The organism is Vallitalea sediminicola (assembly GCF_054408565.1).
The window spans coordinates 171,652-192,958 of the sequence record NZ_BTPT01000037.1 but is presented as its reverse complement, the minus strand read 5'-3'; the positions used below and the strand labels follow the sequence as shown (position 1 = coordinate 192,958).

At 29.4% G+C, this 21,307-nt stretch carries 20 protein-coding genes and 1 pseudogene; 6 read left to right on the top strand and 15 right to left on the bottom strand.

Features of this window, described 5'->3' with window-relative positions; genetic code table 11:
• Window positions 1-302: pseudogene (locus tag ACX6CF_RS16575) on the top strand (IS1634 family transposase); the annotation flags it as partial.
• Between the two features lie 283 nt (window positions 303-585).
• Here ACX6CF_RS16575 and ACX6CF_RS16570 read toward each other — a convergent pair.
• Window positions 586-1,086: a response regulator gene (locus ACX6CF_RS16570; protein ID WP_458786464.1), complete on the bottom strand. Its 501-nt coding sequence runs from the start codon at window positions 1,084-1,086 to the stop codon at window positions 586-588.
• Between the two features lie 323 nt (window positions 1,087-1,409).
• A complete protein-coding gene (gene pdxR, locus ACX6CF_RS16565; protein ID WP_458786463.1) occupies window positions 1,410-2,813 on the bottom strand; it encodes a MocR-like pyridoxine biosynthesis transcription factor PdxR in 1,404 nt (467 codons plus the stop codon).
• Between the two features lie 115 nt (window positions 2,814-2,928).
• Here pdxR and ACX6CF_RS16560 point away from each other — a divergent pair, with 115 nt between their 5' ends.
• Window positions 2,929-3,720, top strand: a complete 792-nt coding sequence (locus tag ACX6CF_RS16560; protein ID WP_458786462.1) for an ECF transporter S component — start codon at window positions 2,929-2,931, stop codon at window positions 3,718-3,720.
• An 80-nt stretch (window positions 3,721-3,800) separates the two neighbouring features.
• Here the strand turns inward: ACX6CF_RS16560 and ACX6CF_RS16555 are convergent, their stop codons facing one another.
• From ACX6CF_RS16555 to ACX6CF_RS16515, 9 genes are all read right to left on the bottom strand, one after another.
• Window positions 3,801-4,133, bottom strand: coding sequence for a DUF6142 family protein (locus tag ACX6CF_RS16555; protein WP_458786461.1), 333 nt, complete (start codon window positions 4,131-4,133; stop codon window positions 3,801-3,803).
• 50 nt (window positions 4,134-4,183) lie between these two features.
• Window positions 4,184-4,657 (bottom strand): VanZ family protein, encoded by a 474-nt coding sequence (locus ACX6CF_RS16550; RefSeq protein ID WP_458786460.1) that lies wholly within the window; start codon window positions 4,655-4,657, stop codon window positions 4,184-4,186.
• A 144-nt stretch (window positions 4,658-4,801) separates the two neighbouring features.
• Window positions 4,802-5,899: a GerAB/ArcD/ProY family transporter gene (locus tag ACX6CF_RS16545; protein ID WP_458786459.1), complete on the bottom strand. Its 1,098-nt coding sequence runs from the start codon at window positions 5,897-5,899 to the stop codon at window positions 4,802-4,804.
• A 24-nt stretch (window positions 5,900-5,923) separates the two neighbouring features.
• Window positions 5,924-7,015, bottom strand: coding sequence for a GerAB/ArcD/ProY family transporter (locus ACX6CF_RS16540; protein WP_458786458.1), 1,092 nt, complete (start codon window positions 7,013-7,015; stop codon window positions 5,924-5,926).
• A gap of 45 nt (window positions 7,016-7,060) precedes the next feature.
• Window positions 7,061-7,273: a hypothetical protein gene (locus ACX6CF_RS16535; protein ID WP_458786457.1), complete on the bottom strand. Its 213-nt coding sequence runs from the start codon at window positions 7,271-7,273 to the stop codon at window positions 7,061-7,063.
• An 18-nt stretch (window positions 7,274-7,291) separates the two neighbouring features.
• Window positions 7,292-8,770, bottom strand: a complete 1,479-nt coding sequence (locus tag ACX6CF_RS16530; protein WP_458786456.1) for a spore germination protein — start codon at window positions 8,768-8,770, stop codon at window positions 7,292-7,294.
• Window positions 8,771-8,795: 25 nt separating this feature from the next.
• Complete coding sequence (locus ACX6CF_RS16525; protein WP_458786455.1) at window positions 8,796-9,971, bottom strand: Ger(x)C family spore germination protein; 1,176 nt, start codon at window positions 9,969-9,971, stop codon at window positions 8,796-8,798.
• A 319-nt stretch (window positions 9,972-10,290) separates the two neighbouring features.
• Complete coding sequence (locus tag ACX6CF_RS16520; protein WP_458786454.1) at window positions 10,291-11,022, bottom strand: Ig-like domain-containing protein; 732 nt, start codon at window positions 11,020-11,022, stop codon at window positions 10,291-10,293.
• A gap of 77 nt (window positions 11,023-11,099) precedes the next feature.
• On the bottom strand, window positions 11,100-11,261 hold the full coding sequence (locus ACX6CF_RS16515) for a hypothetical protein (RefSeq protein ID WP_458786453.1): 162 nt from the start codon (window positions 11,259-11,261) through the stop codon (window positions 11,100-11,102).
• A gap of 164 nt (window positions 11,262-11,425) precedes the next feature.
• Between ACX6CF_RS16515 and ACX6CF_RS16510 the strand changes: the two genes are divergently transcribed.
• Complete coding sequence (locus ACX6CF_RS16510) at window positions 11,426-12,043, top strand: DUF4397 domain-containing protein (RefSeq protein ID WP_458786452.1); 618 nt, start codon at window positions 11,426-11,428, stop codon at window positions 12,041-12,043.
• A 213-nt stretch (window positions 12,044-12,256) separates the two neighbouring features.
• Here ACX6CF_RS16510 and ACX6CF_RS16505 read toward each other — a convergent pair whose 3' ends face one another.
• The 4 genes from ACX6CF_RS16505 to ACX6CF_RS16490 all read right to left on the bottom strand — a co-directional run bounded on the left by ACX6CF_RS16505 (window position 12,257) and on the right by ACX6CF_RS16490 (window position 15,954).
• Window positions 12,257-13,549 carry a glycosyl hydrolase family 18 protein gene (locus ACX6CF_RS16505; RefSeq protein WP_458786451.1) on the bottom strand — a complete coding sequence of 431 codons (1,293 nt, stop codon included), beginning with the start codon at window positions 13,547-13,549 and terminating at the stop codon, window positions 12,257-12,259.
• Between the two features lie 62 nt (window positions 13,550-13,611).
• The gene (gene hydE / locus ACX6CF_RS16500; protein WP_458786450.1) at window positions 13,612-14,658 is read right to left on the bottom strand and encodes a [FeFe] hydrogenase H-cluster radical SAM maturase HydE; all 1,047 of its coding nucleotides are present in this window, start codon (window positions 14,656-14,658) and stop codon (window positions 13,612-13,614) included.
• A gap of 16 nt (window positions 14,659-14,674) precedes the next feature.
• Entirely contained in the window at window positions 14,675-15,409 is a 735-nt protein-coding gene (locus ACX6CF_RS16495) for a tRNA threonylcarbamoyladenosine dehydratase (RefSeq protein ID WP_458786449.1), read from the bottom strand.
• A 92-nt stretch (window positions 15,410-15,501) separates the two neighbouring features.
• Window positions 15,502-15,954 carry a hypothetical protein gene (locus ACX6CF_RS16490; RefSeq protein ID WP_458786448.1) on the bottom strand — a complete coding sequence of 151 codons (453 nt, stop codon included), beginning with the start codon at window positions 15,952-15,954 and terminating at the stop codon, window positions 15,502-15,504.
• 623 nt (window positions 15,955-16,577) lie between these two features.
• On the opposite strand from ACX6CF_RS16490, the gene ACX6CF_RS16485 reads away from it, so the two are divergent.
• Genes ACX6CF_RS16485 through ACX6CF_RS16475 form a run of 3 tightly spaced genes read left to right on the top strand, consistent with a single transcriptional unit; the run spans window position 16,578 to window position 21,166 of the window.
• Window positions 16,578-17,297 carry an ABC transporter ATP-binding protein gene (locus tag ACX6CF_RS16485; protein ID WP_458786447.1) on the top strand — a complete coding sequence of 240 codons (720 nt, stop codon included), beginning with the start codon at window positions 16,578-16,580 and terminating at the stop codon, window positions 17,295-17,297.
• A 7-nt stretch (window positions 17,298-17,304) separates the two neighbouring features.
• Entirely contained in the window at window positions 17,305-19,734 is a 2,430-nt protein-coding gene (locus ACX6CF_RS16480; RefSeq protein ID WP_458786446.1) for a COG1361 S-layer family protein, read from the top strand.
• Window positions 19,727-21,166, top strand: coding sequence for an ABC transporter permease (locus ACX6CF_RS16475; RefSeq protein ID WP_458786445.1), 1,440 nt, complete (start codon window positions 19,727-19,729; stop codon window positions 21,164-21,166). The genes ACX6CF_RS16480 and ACX6CF_RS16475 overlap by 8 nt, the downstream gene beginning before the upstream one ends.
• Window positions 21,167-21,307: the final 141 nt, after the last annotated feature.

Here is a 21,307-nt window from a genome sequence, read left to right as displayed (position 1 = left end):
AGGCAAGACCTGTTTATTTAAGCAGAGATGATTCTATAGAAGCACACTTTACAACTTGCTTTATGGCTCTTGCAATATATAGATTAATAGAAAAGAAACTAGATAATAAATATACATGTAATGAAATAGTATCTGGACTAAAAGAAATGAACTTTTACAATGTACCTGGTGAAGGCTACATTCCTACTTATACTAGAACTGATTTCACAGATGATTTACATGAAAAGTTTGGCTTTAGAACTGACTATCAGATAGTTTCTTTAAAAGAAATGAAAAAAATTTTAAAAGAGACTAAAAAATAAAAAGGTACGCACTTTTTACACCATAACAAAAACCTTGTATCCCTCTATTTATAAAGGCTTACAAGGTTTTATTTTCTTTTAAGTGTCAAACTCAGGATTATATTACACATTATGTCTTTTTACAATATATTATCCCTTTATGTTATATGGAGTTAAAATAATTGCTTTTTTGTTTCATAAGCTTAAAAATCAGGACTTTCTCATACAAATTTTCTTAATTTTTGTATACATTTCAAATTTAATACAAAAAATAAGTCGGATAAATTGATTATCCGACAGGTAATTATTTATTAGATGCTTTTTGTTTAATAATTTGCCCGCAGTATGGACAAAAAGTAATGCTTTGATTAAAATCACTTAAGTTGCTTGCACAATATGGACAATATTCTATATGCGCAGATATTTCATCTTTTCCAACAAAATGTATTATATCTTCTTCTTCGCCAATTCTATTAAGACTATCTTTTAAAGTAAACATGGATAATGGAGTGTGTATAATTCCATCAACACTATCTTCAATCTTATCATGCCTAATTGAATTGCTAGATGATAATAAACATTTACTATCTGGTACACTGGATTTAATGTCTTTGATTAATTTATCTCCACGAGTTTTCCTCATAATATAATTAACTATTACAATATTAGGTTCAAACTGTTCTGCTTCGTATATTGCATCAAATTCATCTGCAAGTTCAACATCATAACCTAGATTGTTTAACATATCTTTCATTATTAAACTTTCAAATCTAGAATCATTTACAAGTAGTGCCCTTTTTTTCACATCAATCAGCTCCTGTTTGATTTAAAAATGTACCAATAAAACATTTACTCAACTTTCCCACCTTTAATTTAATGCAGGTAAATTAAGGGTTATAGGTTTGGTTCACAGAATAAAAAGATAGAGAAACATCTATATTTTTATTCTGCAAATCCTTTTAATTAGCTTACCTGCATAGAATATTAAAGTAGGAAAGTTGAGTTATTTATATAAGCGTTACTACTTATCATAGTAATTCTATCATTAATACTCACATACTTATAGTATATCACATAGAGCTTATTTTTATTATAAAAAATACAGCAGTCAAAAAATTTTTATTTCAATTAAAACAAATTTTTACTAAGTGAACTTATAGCTTTCTCGATATTATTAACATCTATTCCTTTGTATGATAAAATTATAATGGGATTTTTTTGAATTTTTTTTACTATTGTATATTCAGATATACAAGAAATCAATATCTCGTTATCTAATGCTTTTTCTATTATATCTTTTTCTTCAAGATCGGTTGTTACATTTATCAACATATGTAATCCTGAATCCATCCCACCAATCTCAACTTTATTACCCATATATTTTTTTATTGCCTGAATTAATATTTGGTTTTTTTTAGTATAGTTTTTTTTAAGTCTTCTTATATGCTTCTCGAACATACCTTCTTTCATGAAAAGAGCTAAGGCTAACTGTTCTGTCTTAGAAGTTGTTTGAGTGTACCTATTTTTACTCTCATCATATAAATTTAATAACTTACCTGGTAAAATCATATAACTAATTCTTATGGAAGGAACAAGTACTGTAGAAAACGAACCTAAATATATAACGTTTCCATCTTTATCAAAACTTTGCATTGATGGTATCGGCTTCCCATAGTATCTTAACTCGCTATTATAATCATCTTCTATAATATAACCATTATTCTCACTTGCCCATTTTAATAATTTTATTCTTTGGTCAACAGACATAACCGATCCTGTAGGAAATTGATGTGATGGACTGACATAACATAATTTTGAATTAGATTTCCTAAGCACTTTTAGATCTATACCATCTTCATTTATAGGTATAGGTATTATATTAAAACTATTATGCATAAATATATTTTTAGCTCTATTAAAACCAGGATCTTCAAAAGCACATTTATAGATACTGATTTTTTTCATTAATGTACTAAGTATATTCAGTAAATATTGAACACCTCCACCGATGATGACTCTGCTGGCATCTGCTGTTACACCTCTTGACCTTCTCACATATCTAACAATTTCTTGTCTTAATTCCATTTCACCTTGCACATCTGTTGCCTTATATAATTTTTGGTAATCATAACCAAGAACACGATTCATATATCTTCTCCATAGATTAAAATCGAAGTTCATTTCTTCAACATATTCATTTTTAAAATCATATTTAACCAGCTTTTTGATTTTTTGCTCTGCAACATATTCTGATTCATTTTTTTTACTAGTGACAAAAGTTTTATCAAAAGAACTTGCATAATATCCTTTTTGTGGGAGACTATACAAATATCCTTCGACAAGTAACTGTTGATAAGCGTTTTCAATAGTTGTTTTGCTTATATCAAGACTTTTTGACAATTGTCTTATTGAAGGTAATTTTTCATTTTGAGCGATACTTTCACCTAGTATCTCATCTCTTATGTATTCATATAGCTGAACATATAATGGTCTGTCTAAAGTCATATCAAGATTTGGTACCAAATCAATCATATTTTCACCCTTTCCGCAAACTGTCCCTTTTGTTTTTATAAAAACTGTCACTTTTAAAATACACACTTATATTATATAGTATATATAAATTTTGAAAAAAGGCAAGGTGACATTGATGAAAAATACTTATTTTAAATCTAGTGATATTAGAAAAATTACTTATACCGGATTGATGACTGCCCTTATATTACTTGCAACTTTATCTCTAAAAATTCCAGTACCTTTTACAAATGGTTATATTCATCTTGGCGATAGTATGATTTTTATTGGGGCTATTTTATTAGGATGGAAATACGGTGCATTCGCTGCTGGTGTAGGTTCAGCACTTGCCGATGTTATAGGCGGATACGCACATTGGGCTATACCTACTTTAATTATAAAAGCTTTGATGGGAGCCATCGTAGGAATATGTGCAAGCGAAGAATACAGAAAGAAAATGTACATTTATTTAAGTATCGTTTTCGCTGGTGGATTTGCCATATTCAACGTCATACTTAGATCCGTTCTTTCAAGTAAAATATCACTAGAAACTAATGATTTAACTAATAATCTATTAACCGAACTAGAGTTAAATTCTATTGATGAATTGATTAGTCTAACCAATAGAGTTGAAACACAACTTCTTATTATAACTTTATTGATACCATTAATTATTTTAGTTCTATCTCTTTTGGTAGCTAAATTAAATAATATAAAATTCAAACCTGCGTATACCTTCGGTTTTGTTATAGCTGGAACTTTCATGGTTTTTGGTTATTATATTGCATCTTACATAATGACTGGCAATTATATTGTTCCTATATTCTCAATACCTTGGAACATGATACAATTCATAATGGGTCTGATTATTGCAAACCTAATAGTAGCTGGATTAAATAAAAGTAGATTGTCAATTCCATTGAAATAAAAAGAACTGGTGCTTGTTATTATAGCACCAGTTCTTTTTTATTCTCTAAAAAAGTTTCCTTGATTATATGTAAGTTAATATTATCCTCTAAACCCGTATATGATTACTAATACATGAAATAACATCAAAATCAGATTTATTCCAATGCCTATATGTGCGAATGTTTTAAATGTCTCTTTTGAAAGTTCACCAATAAATCCATATACAATCCCAACTATACATGCAATAACTCCTATTATCTCCAAAAGGCCTATTGCTAAAGTGGTACTATCCACACCTCTGTCTGTAAAAGCAGAAATACCAACAGCACTTAGAAATAATATCAACGAAGTAATTCCTAATATAAAAGATACTATCCCATATCCAGATTGTTTTTTATTATTTAATCTTAATGTAATCTTCTTATCTTCCATATTCTCCCTATCCCTTTATTAATTAGAACACCTTAATTATATAAAAAAATCTACTTTTTTTCTCTTAAATATCTTATGCCATAATAGATATAATAGCATATTCTAAAAATTATATACCCAATGAAACCACCAATAGTATTGAGTATAATATCATCCACATCAAAACTTCCAACTGCATAATGATATTGCAGTACTTCCACTGCCGAACTTACAAACCCACTAATTAATACCACTAATATAAAAAATCTTGTTCTCCTGAATAATATGGGAATAAAAAATCCCAAAGGCATAAATGCAAGTATATTACCAAAAATATTAATCATAATGGTATTAGTCCCACTATATTTTATATAGTTTTTAATTGTCTTGAATGGTTCTAAGTTATAACCTTTCACTCCAGTGATTCTTCCATATCTAGCATCTAAAAATAATACATTGATCAGTATTATTAAATATATAATAAAAAGAATAAAACTAATTATTCTGAACATTTTTTTAAATTCATTTGAATGAATAGTACTCATTATAACCCCCTATTATATGCTAAATTTATTTGTCATTCAAAATTTATTATACCACATACACTATCGTTAAACTAGGTTATTTTACCTTTATTTAGCTACTTTTATGATATGTCAATATAAATTATACATAAAAAATATTTAATATTAATTTCTTAGTTCTTTTTTCCCAATCCTACATTTAATTTCTACAACTATCAATGTACCAATGGGGATTATTAATTGCATCAAAATTGCCATGTAGTTATAATAATATATGTGGGATTCTAATTCCATAATGCTTGATACCGTTGTAATAGATATAACAAGAGTTATAATACTTAGGGGAGTAACAATTAACTTATAATTCTTCATCTTAAACATAACTGCAACCCCTTTACATCCAGCCAACAAATAAATACCTATTTTAATAAATCCACTCATTATGAAAATAATAGCAATTATGGCTTCGATCCGTTGCAGTATATTACCAATATTTATCCTACTCACTGCTGAATATATTGGAAAATAGCTACTAGAATAAGCAAACTGACCTAGACATAGATAAGCACTAACGTGAGTACAAAACAAAACCAATCCTCCTAATAACAACCCGATGATGAATACTTTATATATGCTTTTTGATTTACTGATACTCTTCGTACTTAATATAAACATGAACGTAAATATCTCAGCCAAAGGAAATGTTATAATTTCCAAAGCTCCCTTTGCTATTGGTTTAATACCATCAGCAAAAACTGGAGTCAAATTAAATACTTCAACCATAGTTAGCATAAGAGGAATAGTTAATAATATTACTGGATAGATAATTCTCACAAAAAATTCTGACCATCTACCTAGTACTTCTAATCCGCATTTTATACCAAATATAACTAACAATATAACTCCAAAAGCTATTATTGATTTTGGAGTATTGATTAGTCCTACTATATTTGTAAATAAACTGAATGTACTCAACACCAAAGCTCCCACATAAAAACAATATAGAACATATAATATGTTTATAACATTTCCAATAATCTTGCCAAAAACTATAATAAAAATTTCATATAAGTTCTTACCAGGATATCTAACAAGAATTCTACAATATATTAATACTATTAAACATGCAATTGCTATAGCCATCAATATCGAAATCCATATATCAGAATTAGCATCTGTAATAGGACTTATAACAAATGACTCTGATAACATTAATAAAATAATCATACTTATACCTTGACGATTGGATATTACTTCTTTCATTGGCAATCACCGTTTCTATAATCATTATCTGTTTTTTGAAAATCTTAATTTAATTTCTATAATACTAAATATTACTAAAGGTACCATAATCTGTATAATAAAAGCTACATATCTAAAATTCTTAATCTCTGTTATCATCTCCATCATACTTTTATATGTTGTAAGAGAAACTACTAATAAGAGTAAACTCACCGGAGTTACTATGAACTTATAATCTTTTAGGTTTAGTATACTAGTTAAACCATTGCAGCAAGCTAAAACACATGCACTAATTTTTATAAATCCCCCAATCATAAATGTAATCGCTATAATAATTTCAATCCTCTGCAAAATATCTCTTATATTAATTCTACTAACCGCTGAGTATATTGGAAAATAGCTACTTTCATAAGCAAAAGGTCCAATAGTAATAAAAGAAGCTATTGCAATAATACTAACTAGAAAGCCTCCTAACAACAAACCAAATATAAACGTTTTATATACATTTTTAGCACCTTTAAACATCTTGCTATTGAAAATCAAAGTAAAAATGACCAGTTCGGCAAATGGGAAAGTAATTACAGAAAATGTACCATCCAATACAGGTTCTATTCCATTTCCTAAAATAGGTTTCAAATTATTGACATCTACCATATTCAGCATTAATAATGTTACAATTATAATAACGGGATAAACTATTTTAGCAAAAAATTCTGACCATCGCCCCAATACTTCTATTCCTTCTTTAACACCATAAATGATAATTATCACTACTGCAAAAGACACCACACTAAGTGGTGTGAACTCTAACCCTACGACACCTATAAACATACTGAAATTAACCAATACCAAAGCACCTAAATAGAAAGCATAGAATATGAAAATGAAATTTATTATTGATCCAATGATTCTTCCAAAGACACTAATATTAATTTCATACAAATTTTCACCAGGAAATCTAGATAGTATTCTACTATACATAGATACAATTAAAACAGCTACAGCGAGTCCTAATAACATTGCAATCCATATATCCCTCTGAGCTTCTCTAGCTGAAGATAATACTAACGAACTACTAGACATAAATAAAATTATTAAACATATGCCTTGCTTATTAGACATCACCGTTTTATCCATATTCTCACCACTCTTACCGTTATCCTTTTTAACGCTAATATAAAGTTATATAATTTTCTCTATTATTATATTTAATCCTTTTGATAGTTGAGGTATTTCTACACCAATACTATATAAAAACATGAGTACAAAAGCAGCTGCAAAAAACAAAGTATATATTGTAAGTTCCTTTTTATTTTTATTTTTTTTGAGTGGCACTATCTCTGTAATTCCTATTATAGCAAAAATAATAACTACTACTAAGCCTTTTAAATACATAACCCACACCTGTTTCCATTAATTTTTAGCTATATTTTTCTTCCTATTTCTCTTTTTGGAAATCAACTTGCCCCGCATGTCCATATACCACCATGGTGCCCTAATATATGCATCTTTCATATTTATTGCATCTTCCATAGAATCAACATTCAACATATATGGTATGCCAAAACTTCTGATTGAGAATAGATGAAGACTTAAGAATATAACTCCAAAAATATAACCATATAATCCTAATACTGCAGCCAAAAACAAGAATATAATTCTAATAAAAATTGTTGAATTTGCCATCTTGGGAAGTAGGAAATTAGATATACCTGTTATACCTATGATTATTATCATAGGTTGGCTGACCAATCTAGCTTGTACTGCTGCTTCACCTACTACAAGAGCACCAACTATACTTATCGCTGAACCACTGTACTTAGATATTCTAATTCCTGATTCTCGTATTAATTCAAATACAATAATCATAATAAATGCTTCTAGAAAAGAAGGAAAAGGTATACCTTGTCTGGCTTCAAATATACTTAATATTAGCGGGGTAGGTATTAATTCTTGATGATAATTAGTAAGCGCAATATATATTGCTGGGACACTAGTAGTAAGGAAAAACGCCAAATATCTAAGCAATCTATTAAATGTTGCAAAATAATATTGTTCATAATAATCTTCATCCACTTGGAAATATTCTATAAAAACAAAAGGTGTAGTAACAACAGAAGGTGACCCATTACATATTATAGCTACTCTTCCTTCAAGTAATTTACCACATACGGTATCAGGTTTTTCTGTTGTAAATAATGTCTTGAATATGGACATTGGTTCATCTGTTATGAATTCTTCTATATATCCAGTATCCAATATACCATCTATATCTATTTTGTCTAATCTTCTTTCTACTTCTTCAACAATCTCGTCTTTTGCAACTTCATCTATATAGCAAATGCATACTTTTGTTTTAGTAATATTTCCTATTTCACGAAATTTAACTTTTAGATGTTTAGATACTATCCTTCTTCTAATCAAAGAAATATTAGTATATATAACTTCATTAAATCCCTCTCTTGGACCCTTGATAATAGTTTCTGATATTGGTTCAGTAATAGACCTTGAAGACCAATCAAGTGTATTTAATATAGCACCTTTAGCAAATCCATCAATAAACAACAAACTTTTCCCAATGTACAAATTTTCCACAAGAGATGTGAAATCATTTGATTTTTCTACTTCGTTGATGCTGACTATTTTATTAATGATATAGTCTAAGAATTCCACACTATTTTCATGTCTTTTTATATCTGCATTCATTATTGGCTTAAAGATATTATCAGACATCACCTCATCATTTACCATGCTTTTCACATAAATCAGGCAAAACTTTCTCTTGCTTCCTTCATTCTGAAATGGTCTATATACAATACTATCATCATCTTGAAATTCATTCTTGAACAAATCAATATTATAAGTTAAACTTTTATTCAAAACTCTATTCATATCAATACTCCTTAACTCTATAATTTTAGTATTTATCTATTTCTATTGACTGAGATGATAATGCTGATCTTTCGATTTTAACATTAATATCAGTTGAAACTACTAAAGTTTGGAAAATATTATCCCAATCTTCTTCAACTTCTTTCCATTTCTTATTTTTTTCCCTTTTAAATAAATCACCAAATCCGAATATATCTGAATTGAAATCATTTTGAACATGTGTTACTAATTCTAATATACCTTCTTCTATATCTTTCTCAGCATTTAGCTCTATATCAATTCTATCCTTTTCATTTAAAATATCTATTTGATTACTCAATTCATTAATAGCTACTTTACAGTTAACAGAAATATTAACTCCCAATTCCTCTCCCTTAACAACTGGCGTTACTTTTGTTTCATTAGATAATATCTCCAAAGAAATATGTCCAAGTTGTTCTTCAAAAAAATATTCTATAGATAATGGTTGATTCTTAATTTCATTGTCGATAAACAGATAATACAAAGTCTCTTCCTCAGATAATTTACCTACCATTTTTGATCCATTGAATACAGCAGTTCCACCTACTATATGTATCAAATTTCCATCCGCATGTTCTTTATCAATTCTAATTAAAGGAACAGCTGGTTCAAAACCTTTTTTAGTCAATTTATCTATTATATTCCATACTGTTGAAGATTCAAAAGTACCTATTTTCTTTTGGTTTTTTAATGTATCACTCAATCTCATACTTGCTACATCAGTAGCCTGATCTTTGAACATTTCCTCTGCATTGCAATTATCTGTTATTAAGACATGTACATCAGGTCTATATTCTGCATCTCTCATAGTATAATCTAATATCTCTGTTATACCTTCCTTTGCTAATTCTTCACTAATTATGAGTATCTTTGTATGAGCCAAATATACTTGTTTACCATTCTTTTCAATTATTTTCCTTATAGCCCTATAGAGCGTATCGCCTTCATCTTTTAGGACTCTGCTTTTTAACTGACCTTGTTCACTTTCAATACCGACTATTTCATATGTAACAAGGTATTGTGTTTCAGATAACTTATCTACTTCCTTAGCAGGAATAATATGTGAATCGACGCCAAGCCCTAAAACTATCTCTACCTCTTCTATTTCTCTATAATCCCAACAGCCAACTAATAGGATACATGTAATAATATATACTACTGCGAAATAAATTTTTTTCATTAATTTTATCCTCCTATTTGTTAAACTAAAATTCATAGACTTAATAAATATTATCCCATAATATGTTTTTATTATTCTTTTTTTACTGATAATGAAATTTAATCCATATAAAAAAAATACTTGAATACCAAGCAGTTTTTTTATTTGTTACATCAAAGCAAAAAAATTAATAAAATTTGTAACACCCATGTAGACAAGTACATATACTAAATTAGGACAACATATATTAGACTTAATTGCTAATCAATTACTCAGACAAGTAGAACTTGTCAGTAAAATCCTCCTCAGAATTATAAGTAAGGTACAGTTTATCTGTGCCTTACTTATTTATATACAGTTCAATAGCGCAATAATGATTTATGACATCATAATCCACTAATCTATAATTTTGATATTTAACCTCATATTCTATAATAACATCCTCACTGAATCTATAATCTCCCAAATCAATTTCTGTTCTAAAACCAGTCTCTTTTTCAACTTGAACTTCTTTTTCCGCTCTAAAATCACTAGTCTCTTCTATATCTTCGTCAAACCAAATAGTTGGCTTTTTTTCCACTACTGGTATAATACCTACATCATAGTGGATTAGATATTTTAGCGTACCTGTCAATCTTAATTTAGATGTGTTATTAAAATCATTTTCAATAAGTTTTTTATCATGTATACTTATATATAATATAATATTTTTAATTTCTACGATTTCATCTTCATAATTATCTATTTTAAGTTTATCCTCAAACTGTAAGAATCTGGATATTTTCGTATTTATTTCTTGTTCTTCCACATCTATCTTTACAGTTGAATATTTTTCTCCTACTCCACGAATATAAACTTTTATAACAAATTCTTCAATCCCCATAAAACTTGTATCAGGTGTATAAGACCAATAACCATTGGTTGTTAATTCTATTTTTCCATTCCCGGGTTCTTTTTCTAATATACAATTAATATCATCTCTTGATAAATTTTTTCCCACAATTCTACCATCAATTCTAGAACCTTGCCTCATCGATAAATTACTATTATATACTCTAACTTTTTTATCCAACTTATCACCTCTCATAGCACTTTATATATTATATGCTTATGAAGAATATAAGTTGTTGATATAAAAATAATTTAATATTAATCAATTAAGTGATTTCTAACATTCAATAGTATTGAACCAAAAATTATTGATATTATACCAATTGCTACTCCTGTTACAATGGATATAATTCCTAGAGATATACCAACTTTTCCTGCTCCACTTACTTTTTTGTATAATTTATCGCTATATTCAATCATTATAATTCTCCTTTCGAAAATACTATTCTTTGTAATTATAACACTTATATAATATATATTTCAATATTATATAAGTGAAATAAACATTAATTTCATCAATCATAGTAACCCTTTGTCCTAGATACACATATATTGTACTAAGTTAATTATTAGGTGGTGACTTTGTGCGCGATAAGAAAACATCATACATTCGGCTACTTCATGCCTCCCCAAAAGCTCCTGCAGTAGATATTTATGCAAATGGTGACAACATTTTAGCAGACGATCTATCATATGGAGAATTCACACCATATCTTCCAGTTATGCCTGGAACTTATACTATAGATATCTATCCTGCTGATGATTCAGATATACCTATCCTAACTAAAGAATTAGTACTCCCTGAAAAAACAATAGCTACAATAGCAGCTATTGGAGAATTACCAAATCTAGAATTATTCATAGTAGATGACCCACAAGAACCTTTACAACCAAATACTAGTAAATTGAGATTTATACATCTTTCCCCTGATGCTCCAGCTGTTGATGTAGTAGATCCAGATGGGTCAATACTATTTAAAGATGTAAGCTATAAAGATATAACTGACTATATGAGTATAACTCCTAACACCTATACAGTAGAATTAGTACCTACTGGCACAGACAAAGCGGTTCTCTATGTGCCTAACATCAGATTGCTTCCTGATGCTTTTTACTCATTATATGCGATAGGTCTAGTTGAGGGAGATCCATATCTACAATTGTTGATACCATTGGATGGAAACTCTTATATAGAGACATAAATCATAGTAATATATGAAACATTTCAGATATTGCTGTTGTTATCTAATGTTTCATTTCAATGTTTAATTACAAATGTCCAGTTCAAGTTGAACTGGGCTATTTTGTATATAATAATATTATATTATATTTTACTTAATAAATAACAAAACTCTCTTAGTAGAACAAACTAAAAAAGAGTAATTTATCAAAATCACTCTTTTTTTATACTCGATTTATATTATTTTATTAACAATAAAGTTTTCTTCTACTAACTCCCAATTCTGTGGAGCTTCTCTAGCTAAAACCCAATAGAAGAAGCCTCTTAATCCTAATTCTTTTACCAAATCAAATTTTGCTTGTAGACTCCTTGCATCTTCGAACCATACCTCATGTTCTTTTCCTTCTTCATCTATATATCTAAAAAATGGTGACTGGGATTTTTCGTCAAATTGAATCTGTCTATTATATTTTTTAGCTAATTGGGCTCCATCTTTGAATCCAATGGCTTTTGCAAATTTCCCACCTTCAACAAAAGGTAAAGTCCAATCATAACCATACAAAGGTATACCCATCATAATCTTTTCATTTGGAACATGAGACAAGGCATACTCAACTACTTTTCTGACTTCATTTATTGGCGCAACCGCTCTAGGTGGTCCCCCCGACCATCCCCATTCATACGTCATTATGAAAATAAAGTCTACGATTTTCCCTATTTCCCTGTAATCATGACCTTCATATAATATACCTACTTGGTCATCACCAATCTTAGGTGCTAAGGCAACTGATAGCGTATATCTTTCATCTTCTTCGTTCAATCGCTTTTTCGCTTTTTTTAAAAAATCAATATATGGCTTACGATTTTCTGCCCCAAGGTACTCAAAATCAAAATCAATACCTAGATAACCTTTTTCTTTCATTATAGCTATTGCTTCATCTAATAATTTATCTTGTGCTGCCTCATCATTAAGAATAGCCGTTGCATTTTCAATACTAAATCCACCATCGTCAATATTAGTTATTACCATCAGAGGGGCAACTCTTTTACTATAAGCAGCATTAATTACAGGTTCATCACCTATTAATGGGTTTAATGACCCGTCAGCATTAACAGTATAACTGAATATATTAACATATGTTAAATTATCTCCTACCTCTTCTACATTTGAAGCTGAATCAGGACCAGTTATCTCTAAGTCAACATAAGCTGCCACTTCTACAATAGTTTTTGGACTGCTAGGTATAAATATTCTTGTACCAACTTGTAAATCCATTGGGTTTAGATAATCATTTGCTCTTTCAATCATATACACCGGTACATTGAATTTCTTACTGATAGAATATAAACTATCACCTGGTCTAACTGTATAAAAATTTCCCATTGTAGGAATCAATATTGTTTGACCAATTACAAGATTGGCTGGATTATCTAACTGATTTATTTCAATTATATCACTAACAGGTATATTATATGTCCTTGCAATAGTAAAAAGTGATTCTCCCGGACTCACTACATGTATTTGCATATAATCTTTCCTTTTTTCCTCTTATTAAATTATATTCAATACACACATAATAGTTAATCATTTTAATTATTTTGTAAAGATATATGGTCACCCTTAGACATATCTACCCTATAGCCTGCTGCACTTATTCTATTTTCAATACAATTTCTACACTGAGCCGCTTCATCACCTGTACATATTTTGCCATCGTATAAGGCATATTTCTCTCTTACACTAGTAGGTGATAGATTAGGCATAACTACATTGGCACCTGATTTCAACCCTTGTTCTCTTCCTTTATTATTAATAGAACCAAGTGCAGTTGTTGCTGGTAATAGAACTTTTGGAAGTAAAAGCCTTATTAATGAAAGAAGTATGCATGTTTTTTCAGCTGTTCCTCCCTTTTCATCAGCAAGAGGTGTATCTGATTGAGGAATGAATGGTCCAATCCCTACCATATGAGGTTGTAACTCTTTTAAAAAAGTAAGGTCTTTAACAAAATCTTCGTTGGTCTGATTAGGTAATCCAATCATGAAACCTGCTCCAATTTGGTATCCTATATCTTTTAGATCATGTAAACATCTAATTCTATTATCATAACTCATATTGGGATGTAAACTATCATAAAGCTCTCTAGAATTGGTTTCATGTCTTAAAAGATATCTATCTGCTCCTGCGTCAAAATATTTCTTATAGGATTCATAGTTTTTTTCTCCAATGGATAATGTAACTGCAACGTCCTCAAAAGATGATTTTATTGAGGAAACTATATCTACGATTTTATCGTCTGTATAGTAAGCATCTTCTCCTCCTTGAAGAACATAAGTCCTATATCCTAATCTATATCCTTCTTTACAACAATCTAGTATTTCTTCTCTACTTAGTCTGTACCTACTCACATTTTTATTATTTCTTCTAATACCACAGTATCTGCAATTGTTTTTGCAGTAATTAGTGAATTCTATTAAACCTCTCATATATACTTTATCACTATAGATATGTAATCTCGTTTCATTAGCTTTCATATGTAAGTACTTCTTAGATCCTTCATTCATATTATTAAGTAATAGTAATAATTCATCAGAAGATAAATTATTACTATCATATAGTTTATCAATTAATCTTTTCATGACAATCTCCTTTAGGCTAGAAATTAAGTAAGTCTTTAACTACCTCTGAAGCTATGATCAATCCAACAACTGAGGGAACAAATGAAATACTCCCTGGCGTTTGTCTTTTCATTTTTGTTGATTCATTCTGCTCACTATCAGTTATATCAACATCTATTATAGGTTTTAACGGCTTTTCTTTTGAGTAAACTACCTTAAGGCTGTCAATATCCCTATTTCTTAATTCTTTCCTCATAACCTTCGCTAGTGGACATACTGAAGTTTCATATATATCAGCAACTTCAAACATAGTAGGATTAAGCTTATTTCCTGCTCCCATACTGCTGATAACCGGTATGTTTCTTTTTTTACATCTTTCAATTAAATCAATCTTTGATGATACCATATCAATAGCATCTACAACATAAGAATAATCATCTGACAATAACCTGTCTGCGCTATGAGAATTATATAGTTCTCTATAAGTAATAACTTTTGCTTCATTATTAATAGATAAAATTCTATCCTTCATTGCATCTACTTTAGCTTGTCCCACAGTATTAATAGTTGCGTGTAATTGTCTATTTATATTGGAAATACATATATCATCATCATCAATTAAAACAATTTCTCCTACTCCACTTCTTGCTAATCCCTCAATAACATATGTGCCTACTCCACCAACACCAAAAACAGCTACTTTACTGTCTTTTAACTTTTGTAAACCATCCTTGCCAATTAACATTTCTGTTCTTGAAAATGCATGTGACATTTTAACACCTCTAGTCTAAGTAGTCTTTATCAATATATCTATCTTGCTATCGTAATTTTAACTTAAATATATGTAAAAATCAATTAATATATTTATCCACTCTTCATGCTATAACCTTTATCCATATAGACATAATCTAATATATCCCAATAGTTTTTATCTGATAGATAAAGATCTTCAAAATTATATTTACAATTTATTCCGGTTTTTTCTATATCAGTAACTAAATCTTCATAGGAGAAATAAAAAGTCTTTTCACATACTTTATATTTGGCATAATCACTTATATCTATAGCATAATTATCACATAACCAATCAATTATTTTAAAGAATAAACTCTTTACTAATGTCTCTCTAGTTTTTATTAAACTATATATTATGTTGATATTATCGTCCTTAATCATATATTTTAGATATTTAGGTTTCAGATCACGAATGTCTTCTGTTTTAAAGAATAGTTTTATTTCGAATAATTCTGTTTCTAGTAGAGCAACTATAGGTTTAACATCCAAATATTTATCTGTACATAAAGTTACCTTGCCCATTATTTCACCCTTCCTCAAATATAATAATCCCCTGTTTTTTTCTACTTAAGTAATTGGCTGTATATATTAATTATATCATATATAATCTCAAAAAAATTGAAATATAATGTTACTTTTTGATGCTCATCAATTATTTTTTTAAAGTACTTATTTCCACACTGCTATACGACATAAACCGTAAATAAATTATTAATTTTTCATTAACTTATTTAATAATTCATATTGTGTCGAATGGTGTTTTATACATCATATGGTATATTTAGTAAATATAGCAACAATATATAGTGGTTAAAATTGTTAATTTCATTTAACAATTTATTTTCAATAAAAATAGTCTGATTTATTATGTATAGTAATATTATTTAAAAAGTGCTATACTTTTTTATGATTAGTCTTAAGGGAAAATAAAGGGATAAATGACTAAATTTAACATATCATGTTATTTATCTGGTTTATTATTTAGGTTTTTCTTTCAAGAGTAAAGATTGCCATACCATTATTTAACTAATGAACTATATGTTTCTGAGTGAAATATGTTTTTTACTGATGAATAAAAAACAAAATTAATAGGGTTATATATGCTCAGAAACAACCAACAAACATAATTGGAAAGGAGGAGTATAATGAGTGATATTATTGAAATCAAAAACCTAAGAAAAGTATATAGAATGGGAACTGAACGTGTTGTCGCCCTTGACAATATTAGCCTCAATATTAAAAAAGGCGAATGCTGTTGTATATTAGGAACTTCAGGTTCTGGAAAATCTACTCTGCTTAATATGATTGCTGGTCTTGAAAAACCCTCAAAAGGTCAAATCAAGATAAAAGGGAATCGCATTGAAAAGATGAATGAAAAACAAGTAACCCAGTTCCGTCAAAAAAATGTAGGTTTTGTTTTTCAATCTTACAATTTATTACCTAATCTAACAGCCCTTGAAAATGTAGCTATGCCCCTAATATTTGGTGGTTTATCTAAGAAGAAAAGGGAAAAAGAAGCAAAGCGTATGCTAACAGCTGTAGGTCTAGGTGATAGACTTCATCATAAACCTTCACAAATGAGTGGAGGTCAACAACAGAGAGTAAGTATCGCAAGAGCCTTTGTAGGAACACCAGAGATTGTATTTGCAGATGAACCTACAGGAAATCTAGATACCAAGACCACTATGGAAGTCATGGAACTAATTACGAATATTGCTAAGGAAAATGACCAAACACTTATAATCGTAACCCATGATATAGAAACATCCGTATATGCAAACCGTGTTATTCATGTACGTGACGGACTTATAGAATCAATAAATAGTGTAGATAAAAACGAAATAGAAAGTAAACAGGAGGCTTAATAAAAAAATGAAGAAATTTTTAGTATATATGTGTGCGCTTGTGATTAGCTTGAATGTGATGGGGGTTGATGTTTCTGCAGAAACTGTAGATAAAAAAGATATCTCTATAGCTTCTTATACAGTAACCAAAGACACTATAAGTGAAGGAACTGAATTTACTCTAACTGTTAATTTAAGCAGAAAAGCTTCTGCTGCAAATAAAGACATAGATGTTAGTATTAATCCAGGTAGCTTTATTGTTAAAGATAAAGGACTACTTGTCAACTTAGGTACTAGCAATACTCTTACTATTCCTATGAAGTGCTCTGGAACTAACAATACTATAACTTTAACTTGTAGCTATACAGGCGCTGATGGTAAAATCTATGAATCAGTAAATCCAATCACTATTGACATGGTAAAATACAGCGACAGCGGTTCATCATCACCAACAGACACTAGCAAATACACTCCAGAATTAGTAATAGAAAATCAAAAAATTCCTACTGCTAATGCTGGTTCAGATATTAACTTAGCTTTAAAACTAAAGAATGCTGGTACATACACAGCTAAAAATATCACAGTTGAACTTGTACCACCAACTGATAAAGATTTTAGTTATGAAACAAATACAATTAGTTTAATTGATAAAATACAGCAATTAAAGAAAACTGACACTGCTGAATTAAACTATTCATTCTTAGTTAAAGATTCAACACCTGCTAAGACATATAGCTGTCAATTAAAATATACATACTTCAACTTATATGGTGACAAAGTAGATAAAACACAAGACATATATATAAAAGTAAGAAAAGGTTTCCCTTCTGTTGATTTAAGATTATCAGAAGTAACTAATGATCCTGAGATAATAAAAGCTGGACAAAAAGTTAACCTTAGCTTCTTAGTTAACAATAACAATGGTCTATCTACTGTTAGTTCAATAGATGTTAAATTAGAAGATTTAGATAAAGGATTTACAATAGTTGATGGTGTTAATAGTCGTAGAATCACTAATTTACGTCCTGACGTAAAAGGAGAAAAAATTAGTTTCGACCTTTTCGCATCATCTACCTTAAAAAAAGGTAGTTATCCAATAACAGTTAATCTTAAATATAAAGACAGCTCTAATGCTGAAAAAGAAATTAAAAAAGAAGTTTATTTAATGGTAGACAGTGGAAATACTGATATTGCTATTAGAAATATTAAAGCTCCAACAGGTCAAATAAATGCTAGCCAACCATTTAACTTATCTTTTGATATTGTTAATACTGGTGAAGTAAAAGCTGAAGACCTTATTGTTACAGTAAAAGGTGATGAAGAAATCGTACCAATGTCACAGAACATACAAGTAATCAATGAAATGGAAGTCGGAGCAACTAAGCAACTAACATACAAATTCCAACCAACTGAAGAAGCAACTACTAAAACTCATTTACTTAACATTGAAATAAAAGGTAAAGATGAAACTGCATTTACAACTATCAATCAATATGTTGGTGTCTATGTAAAAGCTAAGAAAGAAAACAAAGAAGGAACTACAAGTAAACCAATTATTATTGTAGATAATTTTACAATTGTTTCAGAATCAACTGAATCTGAGATAACTAACGCAGGTGAAAATTTTGCCCTTACATTATATTTCAAAAATACTCATGACAGTAAAAAAGTACAAAATATAAAGGTATCTTTGGGTGCCGAAGAAAATTCAGATACAGATAAAGCAAAAGCAGGTAGCGTATTTACTCCAGTTGAATCAAGTAGTACTTTCTTTATTAAAGAAATAGCACCTGGTCAATCAATTGAAAAGCAATTAAAAATATTTACAATACCATTTGCTGCATCAAAAGTACATAACCTAAAGCTTGATATTTACTATGAATATGAAAACGATGAAAAATTACTAACTGAAACAATTAAAGATGCTATTCCGATAACTGTAATTCAGCCATCTAGTTTTATTACTAGTGATATTAAAATACCAGAAACAATGATTGTGGGTAACCAAACTGATGTAGAATTTGATATAAGTAATACTGGTAGAACTTCACTTGATAATTTTACTGTCCAAGTAGAAGGATTTGGTAGTACTAACAGTAGGAATTATATAGGTAATTTAGAGACTGGTAGAAGTACTTATTACAGTAATGAAATATGGGTTGATGAAGAAGGCGAAGTTACTGGTACTTTAATTTTTACTTATACAAAACCAGATGGTAAAGAAGAAGAAGTAAGAAAAGAGTTCAAGACAGTAGGTCAAGCAATGGATTTTGGTCCATCAGAAGGAGATATGGGCATGGACATGGGAGACTTTGATAAAATGCCTGGTCAGGAAAAGAAATCAAATAAGACATTAATTATAATTATATCTTCTGTAGCCGCTGTAGCAGTCATAGTAACTATTATTATAGTAAGAAGAAAAATTAAGAAAAAGAAGGAAATGAACTTCGATGAATAGAATAGATTTAATAAGAATGGGACTTAAGAATTTATTTAGAAGAAAACTTAGAACCTTTCTTACTACTCTAGGTATTATAATAGGTACTATATCCATTGTATTGATGGTTTCCCTTGGGTTGGGGATGCAGAAAAATATGGAAAAACAGATGAGTCAGTGGGGAAGTTTAGATATGGTAGAAGTATACCCTGCAGGTGGGGGTGGTAATGATCACTATGGTGGTGGTATGGTTGTAATGGACGCTTACCCATCAAATGATGGCAATTCTAAAGATAAAAAGCAAAAAATCGAAAACAGTGATATTACAACTTTTGAACAGATTGATGGAGTAGAAGCTGTTACTCCTATAATTGAACATACTGTAGTCATGAAGTCAAAAAAATTAATAAATAATTATGTTGAGATTAAAGGTATGACTCTAGAATTCATGGATAAATATGGATTAGACATTAGTAACGGTCGTATGCTAACTGCTGAAGATACTAAATCATTTATTATTGGATATGATGTGTTATATGACTTTTATAATCCAAATAATCGTGAAGATAGGTGGCAAAATATGTTTGATCCTGAAACTGGCGAAAGAAAACCACCTACTTTTAAACCATTAGAGAGCAAAATAACTATGAGTTTTGACAGAAATTATGGGCGTGATGACAGATATAGTCGTTATGGTGATGAAGAAGAACAAAAACCAGTAAGACCTATAACTGTAAAAGCTATAGGAGAATTATCAGAACACGCTGGTTGGCAAAAAAATCGTTATATTTATATGGAAATAACCCAATTAACTGAATTAAAAGATAAATATGATAAGATGACCGGTTATCGTGATACTGATGGTAGAAGACCCAAAAAAGATGGATACGAAAAGGTATTAGTATATGTACCAAAACGTAAAAATCTTGAAAAAGTTCAAGAAGAGATTCAAAAACTAGGATTTACTGCTAGAAGTGATGCTAATGAATTAAAGCAACAAGAATCCATGAGTAACACTATCAAAATGGTTTTTGGAGCTATCGGAGGTATATCCTTATTAGTTGCAGCTATTGGTATTACTAATACAATGGTTATGGCAATATATGAGAGAAGAAAAGAAATTGGTGTTATGAAAGTTATAGGATCCTCTATAAGAGATATAAAGAAATTATTCCTATTTGAATCAGCTACTATAGGTTTGATAGGTGGTATACTAGGAATATTGATAAGTGTTGGTATATCCATGTTACTAAATAATATGCAAAATACTACATTATTGAATTTCTTACATATTTATGAAACAGGGGAAGCTAATCCAGATATCTTTATAATACCTTCTTGGTTAATTATCTCTTCAATGGTATTCACATCATTAATCGGTCTTATATCGGGTTATCTACCTGCACGTAAGGCTATGAAGCTAAGTGCACTAGAGGCTATTAAAACAGAATAAAAAATAATACAATAGAGATGTAAGATTATATAAGTCAATGGATATTCATATATTCATTGACTTATTATGATTATATATTATAATTAAATATCTAAGAATTAATATATAGTCTAATTAATCATAGTTAAATTAAAGGAGATA